At 69.3% G+C, this 18,836-nt stretch carries 21 protein-coding genes and 1 tRNA gene; 12 read left to right on the forward strand and 10 right to left on the reverse strand.

Annotation, left to right across the window (positions count from 1 at the left end):
- Positions 1-40 precede the first annotated feature (40 nt).
- The gene (locus ACXYX3_RS23560; RefSeq protein WP_241204617.1) at positions 41-550 is read left to right on the forward strand and encodes a phage holin family protein; all 510 of its coding nucleotides are present in this window, start codon (positions 41-43) and stop codon (positions 548-550) included.
- The gene (locus ACXYX3_RS23565) at positions 550-1,509 is read left to right on the forward strand and encodes an alpha/beta fold hydrolase (protein WP_458609222.1); all 960 of its coding nucleotides are present in this window, start codon (positions 550-552) and stop codon (positions 1,507-1,509) included. The genes ACXYX3_RS23560 and ACXYX3_RS23565 overlap by 1 nt, the downstream gene beginning before the upstream one ends.
- Here ACXYX3_RS23565 and marP read toward each other — a convergent pair whose 3' ends face one another.
- From marP to nth, 4 genes are read right to left on the reverse strand one after another with little or no spacing between them, the layout of a single operon-like run.
- On the reverse strand, positions 1,510-2,700 hold the full coding sequence (marP, locus tag ACXYX3_RS23570; protein WP_241204619.1) for an acid resistance serine protease MarP: 1,191 nt from the start codon (positions 2,698-2,700) through the stop codon (positions 1,510-1,512).
- A complete protein-coding gene (locus ACXYX3_RS23575) occupies positions 2,697-3,479 on the reverse strand; it encodes an NUDIX hydrolase (RefSeq protein ID WP_458609225.1) in 783 nt (260 codons plus the stop codon). The genes marP and ACXYX3_RS23575 overlap by 4 nt, the downstream gene beginning before the upstream one ends.
- The gene (locus tag ACXYX3_RS23580) at positions 3,476-4,129 is read right to left on the reverse strand and encodes a TlpA family protein disulfide reductase (RefSeq protein ID WP_458609226.1); all 654 of its coding nucleotides are present in this window, start codon (positions 4,127-4,129) and stop codon (positions 3,476-3,478) included. Before ACXYX3_RS23580 ends, ACXYX3_RS23575 begins: the two co-directional genes overlap by 4 nt.
- A gap of 8 nt (positions 4,130-4,137) precedes the next feature.
- A complete protein-coding gene (nth, locus tag ACXYX3_RS23585; protein ID WP_458612200.1) occupies positions 4,138-4,818 on the reverse strand; it encodes an endonuclease III in 681 nt (226 codons plus the stop codon).
- A 214-nt stretch (positions 4,819-5,032) separates the two neighbouring features.
- Here nth and ACXYX3_RS23590 point away from each other — a divergent pair, with 214 nt between their 5' ends.
- Positions 5,033-5,362, forward strand: a complete 330-nt coding sequence (locus tag ACXYX3_RS23590; protein ID WP_458609227.1) for a hypothetical protein — start codon at positions 5,033-5,035, stop codon at positions 5,360-5,362.
- Positions 5,363-5,465: 103 nt separating this feature from the next.
- Positions 5,466-6,140, forward strand: a complete 675-nt coding sequence (gene crp / locus ACXYX3_RS23595) for a cAMP-activated global transcriptional regulator CRP (RefSeq protein ID WP_046365140.1) — start codon at positions 5,466-5,468, stop codon at positions 6,138-6,140.
- Between the two features lie 4 nt (positions 6,141-6,144).
- Here the strand turns inward: crp and ACXYX3_RS23600 are convergent, their stop codons facing one another.
- From ACXYX3_RS23600 to ACXYX3_RS23610, 3 genes are read right to left on the reverse strand one after another with little or no spacing between them, the layout of a single operon-like run.
- Positions 6,145-6,918 carry an MBL fold metallo-hydrolase gene (locus ACXYX3_RS23600; protein WP_458609228.1) on the reverse strand — a complete coding sequence of 258 codons (774 nt, stop codon included), beginning with the start codon at positions 6,916-6,918 and terminating at the stop codon, positions 6,145-6,147.
- Positions 6,919-6,933: 15 nt separating this feature from the next.
- The gene (locus tag ACXYX3_RS23605; protein WP_241204850.1) at positions 6,934-7,398 is read right to left on the reverse strand and encodes a RidA family protein; all 465 of its coding nucleotides are present in this window, start codon (positions 7,396-7,398) and stop codon (positions 6,934-6,936) included.
- Positions 7,399-7,406: 8 nt separating this feature from the next.
- Positions 7,407-7,568: a DUF4177 domain-containing protein gene (locus ACXYX3_RS23610; protein ID WP_110798036.1), complete on the reverse strand. Its 162-nt coding sequence runs from the start codon at positions 7,566-7,568 to the stop codon at positions 7,407-7,409.
- 45 nt (positions 7,569-7,613) lie between these two features.
- Here ACXYX3_RS23610 and bagA point away from each other — a divergent pair, with 45 nt between their 5' ends.
- Positions 7,614-8,645 (forward strand): ATPase BagA, encoded by a 1,032-nt coding sequence (gene bagA / locus ACXYX3_RS23615; RefSeq protein WP_458609229.1) that lies wholly within the window; start codon positions 7,614-7,616, stop codon positions 8,643-8,645.
- A 13-nt stretch (positions 8,646-8,658) separates the two neighbouring features.
- The gene (gene bagB, locus ACXYX3_RS23620) at positions 8,659-9,789 is read left to right on the forward strand and encodes an ATPase BagB (RefSeq protein WP_458612201.1); all 1,131 of its coding nucleotides are present in this window, start codon (positions 8,659-8,661) and stop codon (positions 9,787-9,789) included.
- 68 nt (positions 9,790-9,857) lie between these two features.
- On the opposite strand, the gene ACXYX3_RS23625 is transcribed toward bagB, so the two are convergent.
- A complete protein-coding gene (locus ACXYX3_RS23625) occupies positions 9,858-10,214 on the reverse strand; it encodes a WhiB family transcriptional regulator (RefSeq protein WP_308192932.1) in 357 nt (118 codons plus the stop codon).
- A gap of 311 nt (positions 10,215-10,525) precedes the next feature.
- On the opposite strand from ACXYX3_RS23625, the gene ponA2 reads away from it, so the two are divergent.
- The 5 genes from ponA2 to ACXYX3_RS23650 all read left to right on the forward strand — a co-directional run bounded on the left by ponA2 (position 10,526) and on the right by ACXYX3_RS23650 (position 16,425).
- The gene (gene ponA2 / locus ACXYX3_RS23630; RefSeq protein ID WP_241204625.1) at positions 10,526-12,985 is read left to right on the forward strand and encodes a transglycosylase/D,D-transpeptidase PonA2; all 2,460 of its coding nucleotides are present in this window, start codon (positions 10,526-10,528) and stop codon (positions 12,983-12,985) included.
- A gap of 101 nt (positions 12,986-13,086) precedes the next feature.
- A complete protein-coding gene (locus ACXYX3_RS23635) occupies positions 13,087-14,007 on the forward strand; it encodes a metallophosphoesterase (RefSeq protein ID WP_458612202.1) in 921 nt (306 codons plus the stop codon).
- Complete coding sequence (gene cds1 / locus ACXYX3_RS23640; protein ID WP_458609230.1) at positions 14,004-15,110, forward strand: L-cysteine desulfhydrase Cds1; 1,107 nt, start codon at positions 14,004-14,006, stop codon at positions 15,108-15,110. Before ACXYX3_RS23635 ends, cds1 begins: the two co-directional genes overlap by 4 nt.
- Positions 15,111-15,350: 240 nt before the next feature.
- Positions 15,351-15,424, forward strand: a tRNA-Pro gene (locus ACXYX3_RS23645).
- 74 nt (positions 15,425-15,498) lie between these two features.
- On the forward strand, positions 15,499-16,425 hold the full coding sequence (locus ACXYX3_RS23650; RefSeq protein ID WP_458609231.1) for a phosphatase PAP2 family protein: 927 nt from the start codon (positions 15,499-15,501) through the stop codon (positions 16,423-16,425).
- Here ACXYX3_RS23650 and ACXYX3_RS23655 read toward each other — a convergent pair.
- Both ACXYX3_RS23655 and ACXYX3_RS23660 read right to left on the reverse strand, forming a co-directional pair.
- A complete protein-coding gene (locus tag ACXYX3_RS23655) occupies positions 16,422-16,550 on the reverse strand; it encodes a hypothetical protein (protein WP_255730277.1) in 129 nt (42 codons plus the stop codon). The genes ACXYX3_RS23650 and ACXYX3_RS23655 overlap by 4 nt on opposite strands.
- A gap of 10 nt (positions 16,551-16,560) precedes the next feature.
- On the reverse strand, positions 16,561-17,547 hold the full coding sequence (locus ACXYX3_RS23660) for an LLM class F420-dependent oxidoreductase (RefSeq protein ID WP_458609232.1): 987 nt from the start codon (positions 17,545-17,547) through the stop codon (positions 16,561-16,563).
- A 94-nt stretch (positions 17,548-17,641) separates the two neighbouring features.
- Between ACXYX3_RS23660 and ACXYX3_RS23665 the strand changes: the two genes are divergently transcribed.
- Positions 17,642-18,835 carry a DUF7847 domain-containing protein gene (locus ACXYX3_RS23665; RefSeq protein WP_458612203.1) on the forward strand — a complete coding sequence of 398 codons (1,194 nt, stop codon included), beginning with the start codon at positions 17,642-17,644 and terminating at the stop codon, positions 18,833-18,835.
- The last annotated feature ends 1 nt before the right edge of the window (position 18,836 follow it).

Raw genomic sequence — 18,836 nt, forward strand, 5'->3', positions numbered from 1 at the left:
ATAAGCCGCGACCAGATCACATGCGGGGAAGGAAGCTCTTGTGAGCGATCGCAGTAACGGCGCACCGGCGACGGTGACATCCATACCGCTGGTGGATCCGCACGCGCCGAAGCCGGACCCGTCGATCGGCGATCTGGTCAAGGAGGCGACCGCCCAGGTGTCGACACTGGTGCGCGCCGAGGTCGAACTCGCCAAGGCCGAGATCACTCGCGACGTCAAGAAGGGCCTGACGGGCAGCGTCTTCTTCATCCTGGCGCTGGTGGTGCTGTTCTACTCCACGTTCTTTTTCTTCTTCTTCGTCGCCGAGCTGCTCGACACGTGGTTGTGGCGCTGGGCGGCGTTCCTGATCGTGTTCGGGATCATGGTCGTGGTCACCGCGGTGTTGGCCCTGGTCGGCTTCCTGAAGGTGCGGCGCATCCGTGGTCCCCGCAAGACCATCGAATCGGTCAAGGAGATCCCCGAGGCGTTCGGCGGCGGCGCCGACAAGAAGGCCGTCACCACAGGCACGAACGGCAAGCAGCCGGCGGCGGCGGACCCGTCCGGCTGGTAATGGCCGCACCCGATCCGTCGGTCGTTCGCATCGGCGGACCGTGGCGTCATCTCGACGTGCACGCCAACGGCATCCGCTTCCATGTCGTCGAGGCCGAACGGGAGGCGGGTGCCGATGACCAGTCCCGGCCGCTGACCGACCGGCCCCTGGTCATCCTGCTGCACGGCTTCGGCTCGTTCTGGTGGTCCTGGCGGCATCAACTGCGGGGCCTGTCGGGAGCGCGGGTGGTGGCGGTCGATCTCCGCGGCTACGGCGGCAGCGACAAACCTCCGCGCGGATACGACGGCTGGACACTCGCCGGGGACACCGCGGGTCTGGTGCGCGCGCTGGGCCACAACACCGCGACGCTGGTGGGCCACGCCGACGGCGGACTGGTCTGCTGGGCCACGGCGGTGCTGCATCCGCGCGTGGTGCACGCGATAGCGGTGGTCAGCTCACCGCACCCGGCGGCGCTGCGGGCCTCGACGGTGCGCCGCCGCGATCAGGGGCGGGCGCTGCTGCCGTCGATGTTGCGCTATCAACTGCCGATGTGGCCGGAACGCGTCCTGACCCGGCACGACGGTGTCGAACTCGAGCGCATCGTGCGTGCCCGGTCCAGCGCGCGGTGGCAGGCCGGCGACGACTTCGCCGAGACCATGCCGCTGTTGCGGCGGGCCATCCAGATTCCGTCGGCCGCGCATTCGGCGCTGGAGTATCAGCGGTGGGCGGTACGCAGCCAGCTGCGCAGCGAGGGTCGACGGTTCATGCGCTCGATGAAGCGGCCGATCGCCGTGCCGGTGCTGCATCTGCGTGGCGACGCCGATCCGTATGTGCTCGCCGACCCGGTGTACCGGACACAGAACTTCGCGCCGCACGGCCGTTACGTATCTGTCGACGGCGCGGGGCATTTCGCGCACGAAGAGGCGCCGGCAGCGGTGAACGCGCAGCTCGAGCGGTTCCTCCGTCAGGTGTACGGCTGATCAGCCGCTGATGCAGGCGCCCGTCGCAACCGGGGCGACGTTGCCGACCCGGGCCATCTGCCGGGCCACCTCCTGGGCGGTCAGCACGAACCCGGTGTCGACGTCGTCGACGGCCGCGCCGAACACCACGCCGAGCACCTTGCCCGACCGGTTGATCATCGGGCCGCCCGAGTTGCCCTGCTTCACGGTGCCGCGGATCGTGTACACCTCGCGCGTCACCGTGGTTTTGCGGTAGATGTCGGGCCCGTTGAGTTCGATCACCTCGCGCACCCGCGCGGGCGTCGCGGTGAAGTCGCCACCACCGGGATAGCCCATCACGATGCCGTCGGTGCCGGCGGGCGCCTCGGTGTCGACGAACTGCAGTGGCGCGGACGGCAGGTCGGGCACGTCGAGAATCGAGATGTCGGCGTCGGGGTCGTAACTGACGACCGTGGCGGGGTACTCCTTGCCGTCGACGTCGACGGTGACGCTCTCCGATCCGGCGACGACGTGGGCGTTCGACATCACCCGGTTGGGTGCGACGACGAATCCGCTGCCCTCGAGCACCTTCTGGCATCCGGTGGCGACGCCGCGCACCTTGACCACACTGGACCGCGTCGTGCCGACGACCGCGGAGTTGGCCAGCGAGGCGTCCGGCGCGTCGACCGCGGCGACCGGCGTCGGACCGAAATCCTTGAGGACGTCGTGCAACCCCGAGGTGTCCCACAGCCCGGACAGCCGGCCGGGTACCGAGCGCAACCAGTTCGGCGCGACGGAATCGACCTCGGCGATCACCCGCGACCCCTGCACGGCGGCGGCGAGGTTGGGCTGCGGCGAGGAGGCCAGCGCGGTGCCGAGCAGCCACGCGGCGGTCAGCACGAGGACCAGTTGCACGGCCACGCCGATCACCGAGTCCACCACGCGCAGCGTGGGATTGCGGATCGCGCCGCGAACCGCGCGGCCCAGGACCACGCCGGCGATCTCACCGATCACGACCAGCGCGAGGATGAGGAACAACGTCGTGAACAGTTTGGTGCGCGGCCCGTCGATGTGATCGACCACGTGCGGGGCCAGCAGCACGCCGGCGACCGCGCCGAGCACCACGCCCACCAGGGCGAGCACAGAACCGGGCGCGCCGGATCGCCAGCCCGAGATGGCGGCGATCAGCGCTACGGCGAGTACGGCTATGTCCAGCCACTGTGACGATGTCATCGTTGGACCTCACCGTAGCTGCCCGCGGCCTCCAGGCGCGCCATTGCATCGCCGAGTTCACAGACGGCGTCGGCGTCCCAGGGCTGCGTCCAGCCGGCGACATCGAGCATCGCGGCGATGACGTGACCGGTGAATCCCCACACCAGCATCTGGTTGAGCAGGAACGCCGGGCCGGCCGAACGGCGGGTGTTCTCCTTGCGATACACCATGAGCCGGTTGTCCGGGTTGACGAACGCGCGCACCGGGACCCGGGCGACGACGGCGGTCTCGGACGGGTCGACGACCGCGACCGGCCCGGGGTCGGCGGAGTAGGCGAGCACCGGCACCACCTGGAAACCCGACGGCGGGATGAACATCGTGTCCAGGGTGGCCAGGGTCCGCAGCCGGGAGGCCGCCAGCCCTGTCTCCTCGGTGGCTTCGCGCAGCGCGGTGTGCACCGGGCTGCGGTCGCCGGGGTCGGCGGCGCCGCCGGGAAATGCGGCTTGGCCGGCGTGGTGGCGCAGCGTCGAGGCTCGCACGGTGACCAGCAGGTCCGCGTCGGGCGGCAGCTCACCCGGGGTGCCGTGGTCGGGTCCGGAGAACAACACCAGCACGGCGGCGTCGCGGCGGGCGCCGGTGACGGCTGCGGTGGCGTTCGCCGCGGTCAGCGCCGCGAGGACTCCGGCGGGCACCCGTTGCCGGTAGGCGTCCTTGATCGCGGCCGGGTCCGTGACGAGCGGGGACAGCCAGGGCGGTGCGGCGTCGGGTGTCAGCTCACCGTCGACGATCTCCCAGCTCACCTCACTCCAATCGTCGGGTCCACTGCGGCGGCGATCTCGTCGGCGGTGGCAAACGACCGAGGCAGGATCTGCGCCACGCTACCGTCTCCGCGGAGGACCACCGTCGCCGGCATGACATTGGGAACCTGCAGCGCAGCGGCGATCCGGCGCCGCCCGTCCTGCAGCGTCGGCAGGTGCACCCCGAGCTCGGCGAGCCGCAGCAACCCCGCGGTCTCGTTCTCGTCCTGATGGACGGTGAGCACCTGCACCGACGACCCGACCCGGCGCTGGTATTCCGCCATAGCCGGTAGCTCGTCGGCGCACGGCCCGCACCAGTACGCCCACAGGTTGAGCACGGTCGGCCGGCCCGCGACGGCGCGGGCCACCTCGACCGGAGTGCCGTCACCGGCGCATTCGACGACGATGCCGCGCAACACCTCCGGTCCTGCCCCGGCGCCCGGGGTGGGACAGGGCGCGAGAGCGGCCCGCGCGCGCGGCGCCGCCAGCGCGTCCGCAGTGTCGGCGTCGCGCTTGTCGCGCGGCGACACCGCACCGGGTGCCGCGGGTGCTGCGGGACCGGTCGGGTCGTCTCCGAGCTCGTTGAACAGCGCGGCGCCGAGCGCGATGAGGACCACCAGCGCCACGACGCTCCAGCGTGCGGACGTGCTCATCGGGGCCGTTACAGGCCGGCCAGTGCCAGCAGGTGCTCGGTCTCCGGGCCCTTGACCAGCGGAGCCGCCACCAGCGGATCGGTGGGGCCGGTGCCGTAGGAGGGGCAGTCCTTGGCGAGCACGCACACCCCGCACGCAGGCTTACGGGCATGGCACACGCGCCTGCCGTGGAAGATCACCCGGTGGCTGAGCAGCGTCCATTCACGCCGTTCGATCAGCTCGCCGACCGCGTGCTCGACCTTGACCGGGTCCTCTTCGGCGGTCCAGCGCCACCGCCGGGCGAGCCGGCCGAAGTGGGTGTCGACGGTGATCCCGGGGACGTCGAACGCGTTGCCGAGGATGACGTTGGCCGTCTTACGGCCCACCCCGGGCAGCGTGACCAGTTCGTCGAGGGTGGCGGGCACCTCGCCGTCGAACCGCTCGACCAGCTCCTGGCCCAGCCGGATCAGGGCGGACGCCTTGTTGCGGAAGAACCCGGTGGGGCGGATCAGCTCCTCGAGCTGCGCGCGGTCGGCTCGGGCGTAGTCCTGCGCGGTGCGGTAGACCGAGAACAGCGCCGGCGTGGTCAGGTTGACGCGCTTGTCGGTGCTCTGCGCGGACAGGATGGTGGCGACCGTGAGCTCGAGAGGATTGGTGAAGTCGAGCTCGCAGTACACGTGCGGAAACGCCTCGGCCAGCGTGCGGTTCATCCGGCGGGCGCGCCGAACCAGACCCAGGTGGGTCTCTCTGTCCCACTTGGCGGCAGATTTGGCGGTGTCCCCAGCACTGGCCCGTTTGGTCGCGGTCACCTCGCCAGCGTACTGACCAGCCCCGACAGAACCACGGGCACGGCGGCTCCGGTCAGGTCGTTAACGAGGGCTTTTCGTGATCCGTCCGAGACATTGGCCGTGTTTAATTCCGCATGTGTCATGGTTGCTCGTCGCGCTGATACCGGGGTTGTTGATGCTGGCGACGTTCGGGCTGGAGAAGGTGGAGGCCGGGCTGCGCCAGCAGACCATCTCGGCGGCCGAGGTCGCCGATTTCCTGAGCCAGGCCGAGGCCAGCGACGTCGACGCGCTCGTGCGCGACGGCCTGGACACCGCGATCAGCGACCAGAACCGGCGACGCGTGGAGCGCGAGGTGGCGGCGGCACCCGTGCATGCGGCGGCGGTGTCGGGTTTGCCGATGACCGCGTCGTTGCCGCGCCGCGTCAATAACGGGTTTCAGCAGACCCGACATGCCAATCCTGTGTAGCGTGGGCTGGTCACGACAGGGCATGGCTCTAGACTGATCCGGCCGTCGTCACCGACGTCGGCGTGCATGTCTGACTACCAACTTCTTCTACAAGAGGGGCAACGTGGACGAGATCCTGGCCAGGGCCGGAATCTTCCAAGGGGTCGAACCCAGCGCTGTTTCCGCGCTGACCAAGCAGCTCCAGCCTGTCGACTTCCCCCGCGGGCACACCGTGTTCGCCGAGGGCGAGCCCGGCGACCGGCTCTACATCATCATCACCGGCAAGGTGAAGATCGGCCGGCGCTCGCCGGACGGCCGGGAGAATCTGCTGACCATCATGGGCCCGTCGGACATGTTCGGTGAGCTGTCGATCTTCGACCCGGGCCCGCGCACGTCGAGCGCGACCACCATCACCGAGGTGCGCGCGGTCTCGATGGACCGTGAGGCGCTGCGCGCGTGGATCGCCGATCGCCCCGAGATCGCCGAGCAGCTCCTGCGGGTGCTGGCCCGTCGGTTGCGCCGCACCAACAACAACCTGGCGGACCTCATCTTCACCGACGTCCCGGGCCGCGTGGCCAAGCAGCTGCTGCAGCTGGCTCAGCGCTTCGGCACGCAGGAAGGTGGGGCGCTGCGCGTCACCCACGACCTGACGCAAGAAGAGATCGCCCAGCTCGTCGGCGCGTCCCGCGAGACCGTGAACAAGGCGCTCGCCGACTTCGCGCACCGCGGATGGATCCGCCTCGAGGGCAAGAGCGTGCTGATCAGCGACAGCGAGCGCCTGGCGCGCCGAGCGAGGTAGCTGGCTACCGGCGCAGGTAATCCAGCTGCGCCTGCACGCTCCACTCGGCCGCGTCCCAGAGTTTTTCGTCGACGTCGGTGTAGACGTGTTCGACCACTGCACGCGCGGTGGCGTCCTCCCCGAGATCCCGCAGCGCCGAGCGGACCTGCTCCAGGCGCTCGTGTCGATGCGCCAGATAGCCGTCGGCGACCGCGGCCAGGTCGTCGAGGTCGGGTCCGTGCCCGGGTAGCACCGTGCGATGGCCGAGACCACGCAATCGCAGGAGCGACTCCAGATAGTCGCCGAGATCGCCGTCCTCGGAGTCGATCACCGTCGTACCGCGGCCCAGCACGGTGTCGGCGGTCAGCACGGCGTCGTCGAGCAGGAAAGACAGCGAATCCGCGGTGTGGCCCGGCGTGGCCAGCACCGTGATGCGCACTCCGGCCGCGTCGATGACCTCACCGTCGGTCAGCGCTCCCCCGAGACCGCGCTGGAAGCCGCTGCCGACGGACCGCACCACGGCGCCGGTCAGGTCGACGAGCCGGTCGATTCCACCGGTGTGGTCCTCGTGCCGGTGGCTGATCAGCACGAGCGGGATCGGGCCCAGCGCCGCCAGCCGTTCGATGTGTTCGTCCCGGTCGTCGGGTCCGGGGTCGACGACCACCATCTCGTCACTGCCGTGCCCGCGCAGCACCCATGTGTTGGTGCCGTCGAGCGTCATGCGCCCCGGGTTGTCGCACAGCAGCACCGACGCGGTCTCGGTGACCGGCCGCAGCATTCCGTACGCGGGGTGCTCCATCTACTGAACCTCGGCCTAATCGTCGCCTTCGGCAACCTCGACGATGAGCTCCACTTCCACCGGTGCATTGCGCGGCAGCTCCGACACCCCGACCGCCGATCGGGCGTGCGCACCGGCGTCACCGAAGATCTCGCCGAACAGTTCGGACGCCCCGTTGATGACGACGGGTTGGCCACCGAAGCCGGGTGCGGATGCGACGAAGCCGACGACCTTGACCACCCGCACGACCGCGTCGATTCCGACGAGGGCGTCGACGGCGGCGAGCGCGTTCAGCGCGCACCGGCGGGCCAGGTGCGCGGCGTCCTCGACTGACACCTCGGCGCCCACCTTGCCCGTCTCGACCAGCTCACCGCCGGCGATGGGCAGCTGCCCCGCGGTGTAGACGAGGTTGCCCGTACGCACCGCGGGCACGTAGGCGGCCAGTGGCGCGACGACCTCGGGCAGGGCGATGCCCAGCTCTGCCAGCCGCTCCGACCAGATCGGCTGGCTCACTTGGCGCGCTTCAGGTACGCGACGTGCTGCTCGCCGGTCGGGCCCGGCAACACCGAGACCAGCTCCCAGCCGTCTTCGCCCCACTGATCGAGGATCTGTTTGGTCGCGTGCGTCAGCAACGGAACGGTCGCGTATTCCCACCGGGTCGATTCGCTCATGCGGCCGAGCTTATCGGGCGCTCCGACCGCTATGGCTAGCATGCAGTGGTGGCAACCACACCAGAGGGCTCACCCCGCGGTACCTGGCCGGCGCGGCTGGCCGAGGCGCGCCTGCATTTCGTCAGTGGCAAAGGTGGCACCGGGAAGTCGACGATCGCCGCCGCCCTGGCGCTGGCGCTGGCCGCCGGCGGCCGCAAGGTGCTTCTCGTGGAAGTCGAAGGGCGCCAAGGTATCGCGCAACTCTTCGATGTCCCGCCGCTGCCTTACGAAGAGGTCAAGATCGCGACCGCGGAGGGTGGCGGTCAGGTCAACGCGCTGGCCATCGACACCGAGGCCGCGTTCCTGGAGTACCTGGACATGTTCTACAACCTGGGGCTGGCGGGGCGGGCCATGCGCCGGATCGGGGCTGTCGAGTTCGCGACGACGATCGCGCCAGGCCTGCGTGATGTGCTGCTGACCGGGAAGATCAAAGAGGTCGTCACCCGCACGCCGAAGGAAGCCAAGGGCAAGTACGGCTACTACGACGCAGTGGTCGTCGACTCACCGCCGACGGGCCGAATCGCCCGCTTCCTCGACGTCACCAAGGCGGTGTCGGATCTAGCCAAGGGTGGGCCGGTGCACTCGCAGGCCGACGGCGTGGTGCGGCTGTTGCACTCCGACATGACCGCGATCCATCTCGTGACGCTCCTGGAGGCGTTGCCGGTGCAGGAGACCCTGGAGGCGATCGCCGAGCTGCGCGAGATGGAGCTGCCGATCGGATCGGTGATCATCAACCGCAACATCCCCGCCTACCTGCCGCCGGATGATCTGACCAAGGCGGCCGACGGCGACATCGACGCCGACGCGATCCGCGCGGGACTGAGCAGTGCCGGAATCACGTTGTCCGACAACGACTTCGCCGGCCTGCTGACCGAGACCATCGAGCACGCGACGCGTATCGCGGCACGCGCTGAGAGCGCGGGGCAGCTGACCGAACTCGAGGTCCCGCGCCTCGACCTCCCCGCCCTGGCCGATGGCGTCGATCTGGGCAGCCTGTACGAGTTGGCCGAAGCGCTCGCCCAGCAGGGCGTGCGGTGACGAGAGGCAGATGATGAGCACCGCTCCGGTGACCCTGGACATGGGATCGATACTGCGCGACAAGGCCAATCGCGTCGTCGTGTGCTGCGGCGCAGGCGGCGTCGGCAAGACCACCACCGCCGCCGCGATGGCGCTGCGTGCCGCCGAGTACGGTCGTACCGTCGTGGTCCTGACCATCGACCCGGCCAAGCGGCTCGCTCAGGCGCTCGGCATCAAGGATCTGGGCAACGTTCCCCAGCGGGTCCCGCTGGCCCCCGAGGTGTCGGGTGAGCTGTACGCGATGATGCTCGACATGCGTCGGACGTTCGACGAGATGGTCGTCCAGTACTCGGGGCCCGACCGCGCCGACGCAATCCTGGACAACCAGTTCTACCAAACGGTGGCCACGTCGCTGGCGGGCACGCAGGAGTACATGGCCATGGAGAAGCTGGGACAGCTTCTGGCAGAGGACAAGTGGGATCTGATCGTGGTGGACACGCCACCGTCGCGCAACGCGCTGGACTTCCTCGACGCGCCGAAGCGGCTGGGCAGCTTCATGGACAGCCGGCTGTGGCGGCTGCTGCTGGCGCCGGGGCGGGGCATCGGCCGTCTGGTGACCGGCGCGGTGGGTCTGGCGATGAAGGGCATGTCGACGATCCTGGGCTCGCAGATGCTCTCTGACGCAGCGGGATTCGTGCAGTCGCTGGATGCCACGTTCGGCGGGTTCCGGGAGAAGGCCGACCGGACCTATGAGCTCCTCAAGCGTCGCGGCACGCAGTTCGTCGTCGTCTCCGCGGCCGAACCCGACGCGCTGCGGGAGGCGTCGTTCTTCGTCGACCGGCTGTCCTCGGAGCGGATGCCGCTGGCCGGTCTGATCCTCAACCGCACCCACCCGACGCTGTGCGATCTGAACGCCGATGCGGCGACCAAGGCGGCCGACGAGTTGGACGCCGCCGAGGCGGGATCGTTGACCGCTGCAGTGCTGCGGGTACATGCCGACCGGGCCTCGACGGCCAAGCGGGAGGTCCGTCTGCTGTCGCGGTTCACCGGCGCCAACCCCCACGTGGCGATCGTCGGTGTGCCGTCGCTGCCGTTCGACGTGTCGGACCTGGAGGCGCTGCGCGCGATCGCGGATCAGATCACCGGGCAGACCGCCGCGGCCTGACGGCGTCGGGCCGCTTCACCGGCAAGTCCCAGCAAAGCAAATTTTGACGTGGCTGAAAGCCGCGCGATCTAGCCGGCGCTGCGGTGTTTGCGCTGAGCGGCGAAGAAGTCCGACCAGGAGACCACGTCGGGGTGCTGCTTGAGCAGGGCGCGGCGCTGACGCTCGGTCATGCCACCCCACACCCCGAACTCCACGCGGTTGTCCAGCGCGTCGGCGCCGCACTCGGCGATCACCGGGCAGTGCCGGCAGATGACCGCGGCCTTACGCTGAGCGGCGCCGCGGACGAACAGCTCGTCGGGATCGGTCTGGCGACACCGGGCTTGCGAAACCCACGCAATACGGGCTTCTGCCTCTGCACCGTGCAGAATGGAATCGCTAGTTGTGTTGACCGTGGTCTTGCGAGCGGCGGGCTTGGTAACTGACACCAGCGATCCCCTTCGTTCTGGCCGCGCCCCGACAACGCAGACGGCTGAAACTGCGACGTCGATCGCCTGAGTGCGATCTACGCCACACTGCGAGGTCCTTGTGTGACCTGTATCGCACTGTGCGCTCAATTTAGGTGGTCACCGGCGTTTTGCGCAATACGTTCGTGACCACTTTTTTGGGACAACCGTGCCGTCACGCCGGTACAGTGCCCGACCTGGCGCCCGACCTCGGCGTTTGTCAGCTCCTGCCACGAGTCAGGAGGAGGCGCTCGAACTCGGTGTGCTGGACGGGCGTCGCTACTCTGTAACCCATGCCGGAGGAGGACAAGGCCGGGCCGCCGCGTGCGGTCACGGTGATCAAGCTCGCCTGGTGCGTACTTCTGGCCAGCGTGATCGCCGCGGGGCTGATGTTCCCCGTCGTCGGCGGCGTGGGTCTGATGTCGAACCGCGCCTCGGATGTGGTGGCCAATGGATCCGCTCAGCTGGTCGAGGGCGAGGTGCCACAGGTGTCGACCATGGTCGACGCGAAGGGCAACGTCATCGCGTGGCTGTACAGCCAGCGGCGCTTCGAGGTACCCAGCGATCAGATCGCCAACACGATGAAGCTGGCCATCGTCTCGATCGAGGACAAGCGGTTTGCCGAGCACAACGGTGTGGACTGGCAGGGCACGCTGACGGGGCTCTCGGGATATCTGTCGGGCAACCTCGACACCCGCGGTGGATCGACGCTCGAGCAGCAGTACGTGAAGAACTACCAGCTGCTGGTGCTCGCGCAGACCGACGCCGAGAAGCGGGCCGCCGTCGAGACCACCCCGGCCCGCAAGCTGCGCGAGATCCGGATGGCCCTGACGCTGGACAAGACGTTCACCAAACCGGAGATCCTCACCCGCTACCTGAACCTGGTGTCCTTCGGCAACGGCGCCTTCGGTATCCAGGACGCCGCCCAGACCTACTTCGGCATCAACGCCTCGGAGTTGAACTGGCAGCAGGCCGCGCTGCTGGCCGGCATGGTCCAGTCGACCAGCACGCTGAACCCGTACACCAACCCCGACGGCGCATTGGCGCGGCGCAACCTGGTGCTCGACACGATGATCGAGAACATCCCCGAGCACGCCGACGAGCTGCGTGCGGCCAAGCAGGAGCCCCTCGGCGTCCTGCCGACGCCCAAGGAGCTCCCCCGCGGCTGCATCGCCGCCGGCGACCGGGCGTTCTTCTGCGACTACGCCCTCGACTACCTGGCGCGCGCCGGGATCAGCAAGGACCAGGTGGCCAAGGGCGGCTATCTGATCAAGACGACGCTCGACCCGGACATCCAGAACACGGTGAAGTCCTCGATCGACGGGATCGCCGCGCCCGACCTGGAGGGCGTGGCCAGCGTGATGAGCGTGATCCGGCCGGGCAAGGAGTCCCACCCGGTGCTCGCGATGGCCAGCAACCGGACCTACGGGCTCAACCTCGACGCCGGCGAGACGATGCAACCGCAGCCGTTCTCGCTGGTCGGTGACGGCGCCGGCTCGGTGTTCAAGGTCTTCACCACGGCCGCGGCGCTGGAGATGGGGATGGGCATCAACGCCACACTCGACGCTCCGTCGCGGTTCGAGGCCAAGGGCCTGGGGAGCGGCGGTGCGCGCGGCTGCCCACCCGCCACGTGGTGCGTGCAGAACGCCGGCAACTACCGCGGTCAGATGAGCGTCACCGACGCATTGGCGACGTCGCCCAACACCGCGTTCGCGAAGCTGATCGCCCAGGTCGGAGTGCAGCGCGCCGTCGACATGGCCGTCCGGCTGGGGTTGCGCTCCTACGCCTTGCCCGGGACCGCGCGCGACTACGACCCGGAGAGCAACGAGAGCCTCGCCGATTTCATCAAGCGGCAGAACCTGGGCTCGTTCACGCTGGGCCCGATCGAGGTGAACGCGCTGGAGTTGTCCAACGTCGCCGCGACGTTGTCGTCGGGCGGCACGTGGTGCCCGCCCAATCCGATCGCGCAGGTCGTCGACCGCCACGGCGAAGAGGTCGCGGTGACGACGGAGACGTGCGAGCAGGCGGTGCCCGAGGGCCTGGCGAACACGCTGGCCAACGCGATGAGCCATGACGACCAGGGCAACGGCACCGCGGCCGGTGCCGCCGGATCGGTCGGCTGGAATCTGCCGATGTCGGGCAAGACGGGAACCACCGAGGCGCACCGCTCGTCGGCGTTCCTCGGGTTCACCAACCAGCTCGCGGCAGCCAACTACATCTACGACGACTCCAACAGCCCCGGTGAACTGTGCTCGTTCCCGCTGCGGCAGTGCGGGGACGGCAACCTCTTCGGCGGCAACGAGCCGGCCCGGACCTGGTTCACCGCGATGCAACCGATCGCCACCACCTTCGGTGACGTGGCGCTGCCCCCGACCGATCCGCGCTATGTCGACGGCGCGCCGGGCTCGCGGGTTCCCAGCGTGGCCGGGATGAGCCAGGACACCGCGCGGGCGCGGCTGCGGGAGGCCGGTTTCCAGGTCGCCGACCAGGCGACGCCGGTGAACAGCTCGTCGTCCTACGGCACCGTCGTCGGTACGTCGCCCACCGGGCAGACGGTCCCGGGGTCGATCATCACGATCCAGATCTCCAACGGCATCGCCCCGGCTCCACCGCCGCCTCCGCCAGGAGCCGTGCCGCCGGGCGCACCCCCGCCGCCGGTCGGAGAGACGGTGATCAACATTCCGGGTCTGCCGCCGATCACCGTGCCGGTGCTCGGACCTCCGCCGCCACCCGCGCCGCCGCCACCGCCCTGATCGGCGCGGACCACTCGCGGCACAGCCGGTGGCAGTAGGCTGGAATGATGCCTGGTTCTGCTGGTTCGAAGGTGACGACCGCCGTGAAGAACACCACGCTCATGTCGGCCGGCACGCTCGTGGCCGGCATCGCCTACGCCTCGGTGATCGAACGCAACGCGTTCGTGCTGCGCGAGGCGACGATGCCGGTGCTCTCGCCCGGCTCCTCGCCGCTGAAGGTGTTGCACATCAGCGACATCCACATGCGCCCCACGCAGCGCCGCAAGCAGGCCTGGCTGCGTGAGCTGGCGGGTCTGGAGCCGGATCTGGTGGTCAACACGGGCGACAACCTGGCCCATCCGAAGGCGGTTCCGGCGGTCGTGCAGGCGCTCGGTGACCTGCTGTCGGTGCCGGGGGTGTTCGTGTTCGGCAGCAACGACTATTTCGCGCCGCGGCTGAAGAACCCCGCGAATTATCTGACCAAGCCGGGGCACCGCATCCACGGCGAACCGCTGCCCTGGCAGGACCTGCGCGCCGCGTTCACCGAACGGGGCTGGCTGGACCTGACGCACACCCGGCGCGATCTCGACGTCGCGGGTCTGCGGATCGCTGCGGCCGGCGTCGACGATCCCCACCTGTCGCGGGACCGCTACGCGACCATCGAGGGGGCGGCCGATCCGACGGCGAACCTGACGCTGGGGTTGACGCACTCGCCAGAGCCGCGGGTGCTCGACCGTTTCGCCGCCGACGGGTACCAGCTCGTCATGGCGGGCCACACCCACGGCGGGCAGTTGTGCCTGCCGTTCTACGGCGCGATCGTCACCAACTGCGAGCTGGATCGGTCGCGGGTCAAGGGCCCGTCCCGGTGGGGTGCGCGGACCCAGCTGCACGTGTCGGCAGGCATCGGCACGTCGCCGTTCGCGCCGCTGCGGTTCTGCTGCCGCCCGGAGGCGACGTTGCTGACGCTGGTGGCCGCGCCGACAGGCGGCTCCGATGCGGGACGTGTTGCCGGACAATCGCATCCGACCGTATCGGCGCGGTGAGCGACCCGGCCTCGTCGGCCGCGCAGGACCGGTCCCGTTCATGGGTCGACAACGCAGTCCGGCTCATCGAGGCTGATGCCCGCCGCAGCGCTGACACCCACCTGCTGCGCTACCCGCTGCCCTCGACGTGGGGGCAGAACTGCGATCTGGCGCTCTATCTGAAGGACGAGAGCACCCACATCACCGGCAGCCTGAAGCACCGGCTGGCGCGCTCACTGTTCCTTTACGCCCTGTGCAACGGGTGGATCTGCGAGGGCACGACGGTGATCGAGGCCTCGTCCGGGTCGACGGCGGTGTCGGAGGCGTATTTCGCGTCGATGATCGGGCTGCCGTTCATCGCGGTGATGCCCGCCTCCACCAGTGCGACCAAGGTCGCGCTGATCCAATCCCAGGGCGGCCACTGCCATTTCGTCACCGAGTCGGCACAGGTCTATGCCGAGGCGCAGCGGTTGGCCGAGGAGACCGGCGGGCACTACCTCGATCAGTTCACCAATGCCGAACGAGCCACCGACTGGCGGGGCAACAACAACATCGCCGAGTCGATTTTCGACCAGATGGTGCGCGAAGCCCACCCGATTCCGGAGTGGATCGTCGTCGGGGCCGGCACGGGTGGTACCAGTGCGACGATCGGCCGTTACCTGCGTTACCGCCGGCATCCGACCCGGCTGTGCGTCGTCGATCCGGAGAACTCCGCGTTCTATCCGTCGTTCGTGCGCGACGACCCGCAGGTGGTGACCGAGAAGTCCTCCCGCATCGAAGGCATCGGCCGGCCCCGGGTGGAGCCGTCGTTCCTGCCGGGAGTGGTCGACCGGATGATGACGGTGCCCGACGCGGCATCGGTGGCCACCGCGCACCACGTCAGCCGGGTCCTGAACCGCCGGGTGGGCCCGTCGACGGGGACGAACGTCTGGGGTGCCTTCCAGCTGCTGTGTGAGATGGCCGAGGCCGGCCGGTCGGGCTCGGTCGTGACCCTTCTGTGCGACGGTGGCGAACGCTACGCCGAGACCTACTTTCGCGACGAGTGGCTCATCAGCCACGGACTCGACCCGTCGGGACCCGCCGAGGTGCTGGCCGAGTTCGAACGGTCCGGCCGCTGGCCGTGATCCTGTGACCGCCGCGACAGCGGCGACAGGGGCCCGTCGGAGGTCAGGAACAGCCACAGCGCTGCCAGCGCGAAGAAGCCCAGGTAGAGCGATGCACCCAGTCCGGTCATGACCTGCCTCGTTTCGATTGTCGCTGTTCGTCAGTGTGCACAACGCCACTGACATACCCATTCCATCCCGCGGCGTGTCATGCGTTTGGCTTCACCCCAGGGCCGTGCGATACGCTGTCGTGGCTTCACACGGGGTGTGGCGCAGCTTGGTAGCGTGCTTCGTTCGGGACGAAGAGGTCGTGGGTTCGAATCCCGCCACCCCGACAGCAAGACGCCCAAACCGATTGCCGGTTTGGGCGTTTCCTGTCTCTGGGGTCGAGCCGACAGGGGGATGGCCGGTGACGAGGGCACGACGGCGGATCGCCGACGTCGGCGACGACCGGCTGCGGCGGGCGCGCCGGCAGTGGGCCGTCGTGCTTGTCGTGGCGCTTCTGGTCCTCGTCGCGGTGTATCTGCTGGCCGTCCAGACCACGCTGGGTCAGCGGCTCGAGGACGCGGCGCTGCGCGGTGCCGATCAGGTCGACCCCGAGCTGCACCGGGTCGCCCTGCGGGCGTTTCACACCATCACGGTGGGTTCGCAGATCGCCGCCACGGTGCTCGTCGCCGCGATCGGCCTGCTGCGGCGCCAGGTGTGGCTCGCGGTGGCCGGGGTGGGGGTGATCCTCGGCGGCCAGGCGGTCACGCAGATCCTGAAGTACCACGTGTTGTCCCGGCCCGACCTGACCGCGATCGACGGACAGTTCGCGGAGAACACGCTGCCCAGCGGGCACACCACAGCCGCGATGTGCCTGTTGTTCGCGACGATGATCGTGATGCCCTACCGGTTTCGCGGCATCGCGATGTTCCTGACGTTGACGTGGGCGGTCGGCATCGGGGCCTACACGGTGATCATCCAGGCGCACCGGCTGTCCGACACGCTGGCCGCGGACGCGGTCGCGCTGGCGGTGGCGTGCCTGGCCGCGCTGCTGCTCTCGCGCACCGGACGGATTCGCGCCGTGGTGTCCCCCAGCCCGCAGCGCTTCGTCCTGCGCACCGTGTTCGTCGTCGCGGTGGGCGTCATCGGGGCAGCATGCCTGGGCCTCGGCGGTATACAGATGTTGCACGCCGTCGCTGCGCACGTCGACGACGAACCGACATCGTGGCGGCTGTTCCTCAGCTCGCAGTGGCTCGCCGCGGCGGGGTCGATCGCGTCGGCGTTGCTGTTCTGGTGGACGTGGTACCGCCTGGAGACCAAGCGCCGCCACGATCCGGTCGCGACGCGTTAGGCGGTCGGCTCTCCGCTGTCCTTGTCGACGTCCGGGGTGTCGCGGTCCGGGTCCTTCTCGGTGTCGCGCGCCCGGTCGGCCGTCGAACCCTCGTCATCGTCGTAGATTCCGCTACCGCGTGTCATCGTTGCCTCCTCACGCCGCCGCAGTGCGCAGTTTCTCGAGCAGCGGCCCCGCCGCCTCGCTCAGGAATGCGTCCTGGGTGTCGCCGCCCACCTGGACCAGCGCGATGTCGGTGAACCCGGCTTTCCAGTACTCGGAGACGGCGTCGACGATCGCGTCGAGGTCCGGTCCGCACGGGATCGAGTCCGCGGTGTCCTCCGGACGGACGAACTGGGTGGCCCCGTCGAAGCCCATCGTGGTGGGCAGGTCGGCGTTGACCGCCCAACCGCCTGCGAACCAGCGGAACTGGTCGTGGGCCCGTTCGATCGCGGCGTCACGGTCGGGGTCCCAGCTGATCGGGATCTGTCCGATCACCCGCACGTCGCCGGGCAATCCGGTGGCGCGACGGGCGTCGTGCCAGGCGTCGACGAGGTCCTTTTTCGGCTCGACGGCGATCAGATGGTCGGCCAGCGGGGCGAAGTTCTCCACCGAGCGGTCTCCGGAGACGGCTGCAGCGATCGGCACCGGTACCTCGGGCACATCCCAGATCCGAGCCGAATCGACCTCGAAATACTCGCCTTTCCAGTCGACGAGCTCACCGGTGTGCAGTTCCCGGATGATCTGGATCGCCTCGCGCAACATGTCCTGACGGCGCGCGACGGTCGGCCAGCGCTGCCCGACGATGTGCTCGTTGAGGTTCTCTCCGGAGCCGACGCCGAGGGTGAAGCGGCCGTCGGCCAGGATCTGCAGCGTGGCAGCCTTCTGCGCGACGACCGCCGGGTGATACCGGATCGTCGGACAGGTCACATACGTCATCAACTCGACACGTTCGGTCGCATGCGCCACCGCTCCGAGCACCGTCCAGGCATACGGCGCGTGGCCCTGCGAGGCCAGCCAGGGGAAATAGTGGTCGCTGGAGACTTCGAAGTCGAAACCGGCCTGCTCTGCCGAAACTGCATAGCGGACAAGGTCTTTGGGTCCACTCTGCTCGGTCATCAGGGTGTAGCCGAAACGGGTCATGCCGCGGGAGTACCCGGGACGCCCGTGCCGAAACGAGCCGCGCGGGCGGGGGGCCGCGTTGTCAAGACCCGGCACGCTCGACAAGATGGTGATCATGACCTACGACGCCGGCGGCTACGGGGCGGCCCCGGGCTGGAACACTCCTGCCGGCCCACCACCCGGGTACGGTCCCCCTCCGGGGTGGGGTCCACCTCCGGGTTACGGCCCGCCGCCGGGTTACGGCCCGCCGCCCGGGTACGGTCCCCCGCCGGGCTACGGGCCGCCGCCGGGCTTCGGACCGTCGGGCTGGGGCCCGCCACCCGTGCTGCGTCCGGGCATCGTGCCGCTGCGGCCGCTGACGCTGTCGGACATGTTCAACGGGGCATTCGCCTACATGCGGGCCAACCCCAAGGCCACGCTGGGATTGACGACGATCGTGGTGGTCGCCGCGCAGGTGGTGGCCCTCATCCTGTCGTTGTGGCCGCTGGCCCTGAGCGGCGACGTGGAGCAGGCGATCGACAGCGCCGCCACCGGCGCCACGATGTTCGAGACCGGCGCGGGCATCGCCTCACTGCTGTCGAGTTTCACCGCTGCAGTGGCGACCGCGCTCTCGACGATTCTGCTGAGCGGATTGCTCACCGTGGTCATCGGCCGGGCGATCTTCGGCGCGAACATCACGATCGCCGAGGCGTGGCACCGGCTGAAGCCGAGGTTGTGGGCCTTGCTCGGCTTCACGGTGCTCGAGGCGATCGGCGCGGTGGTGGCCATCGGCATCGTCGTGGCGATCGTCGTCTCGGTCGGGGTGTTCGTCAACGGGTGGGCGGCCTTCGCGGTCGCCGTGCCGCTGGGGCTGGCGCTGGTGGCCGGGCTCTTCTACGTCGGGACGATGCTGTCGTTCACCCCGGCCGCCATCGTGCTGGAGCGCCGCGACATCGTCTCGGCCGTCAAGCGGTCGTTCGCCTTGATCCGCGGTGACTTCTGGCGCGTGCTGGGCATCCGCCTGCTCGCGGTCCTGGTCGCGCAGCTGGTCGCCGGGGCCGTCGCGATCCCGTTCAGCTTCGGCGGGCAGGTCCTGCTGAGCACCGGGGGCAGCGTGTCCGCGGCGATGGTCGCGCTGGTCATCATCGCCGTCGGCGGCGCGATCGGGCAGATCATCACCGGCCCGTTCAACGCGGGAATCGTGGTGCTGCAGTACACCGATCGCCGTATCCGCGCCGAGGCGTTCGACCTCGTGCTGCAGACCGGCGCCGTGCAGACGCCGACAGCGCCGCACTCCACCGACGATCTGTGGTTGACCGGCCGGCGGTGAC

The organism is Mycobacterium sp. Panama NTM2 (assembly GCF_054355555.1).

Excerpts from the sequence above, each read along its gene's own strand:
- ACXYX3_RS23565 (WP_458609222.1), top strand. The coding sequence starts at position 550 with ATGGCCGCACCCGATCCGTCGGTCGTTCGCATCGGCGGACCGTGGCGT.
- marP (WP_241204619.1), bottom strand. The coding sequence starts at position 2,700 with ATGACATCGTCACAGTGGCTGGACATAGCCGTACTCGCCGTAGCGCTG.
- ACXYX3_RS23580 (WP_458609226.1), bottom strand. The coding sequence starts at position 4,129 with ATGAGCACGTCCGCACGCTGGAGCGTCGTGGCGCTGGTGGTCCTCATC.
- nth (WP_458612200.1), bottom strand. The coding sequence starts at position 4,818 with ATGAACCGCACGCTGGCCGAGGCGTTTCCGCACGTGTACTGCGAGCTC.
- ACXYX3_RS23600 (WP_458609228.1), bottom strand. The coding sequence starts at position 6,918 with ATGGAGCACCCCGCGTACGGAATGCTGCGGCCGGTCACCGAGACCGCG.
- ACXYX3_RS23610 (WP_110798036.1), bottom strand. The coding sequence starts at position 7,568 with ATGAGCGAATCGACCCGGTGGGAATACGCGACCGTTCCGTTGCTGACG.
- bagB (WP_458612201.1), top strand. The coding sequence starts at position 8,659 with ATGAGCACCGCTCCGGTGACCCTGGACATGGGATCGATACTGCGCGAC.
- ponA2 (WP_241204625.1), top strand. The coding sequence starts at position 10,526 with ATGCCGGAGGAGGACAAGGCCGGGCCGCCGCGTGCGGTCACGGTGATC.
- ACXYX3_RS23635 (WP_458612202.1), top strand. The coding sequence starts at position 13,087 with ATGTCGGCCGGCACGCTCGTGGCCGGCATCGCCTACGCCTCGGTGATC.
- ACXYX3_RS23655 (WP_255730277.1), bottom strand. The coding sequence starts at position 16,550 with ATGACACGCGGTAGCGGAATCTACGACGATGACGAGGGTTCGACGGCC.
- ACXYX3_RS23660 (WP_458609232.1), bottom strand. The coding sequence starts at position 17,547 with ATGACCCGTTTCGGCTACACCCTGATGACCGAGCAGAGTGGACCCAAA.
- ACXYX3_RS23665 (WP_458612203.1), top strand. The coding sequence starts at position 17,642 with ATGACCTACGACGCCGGCGGCTACGGGGCGGCCCCGGGCTGGAACACT.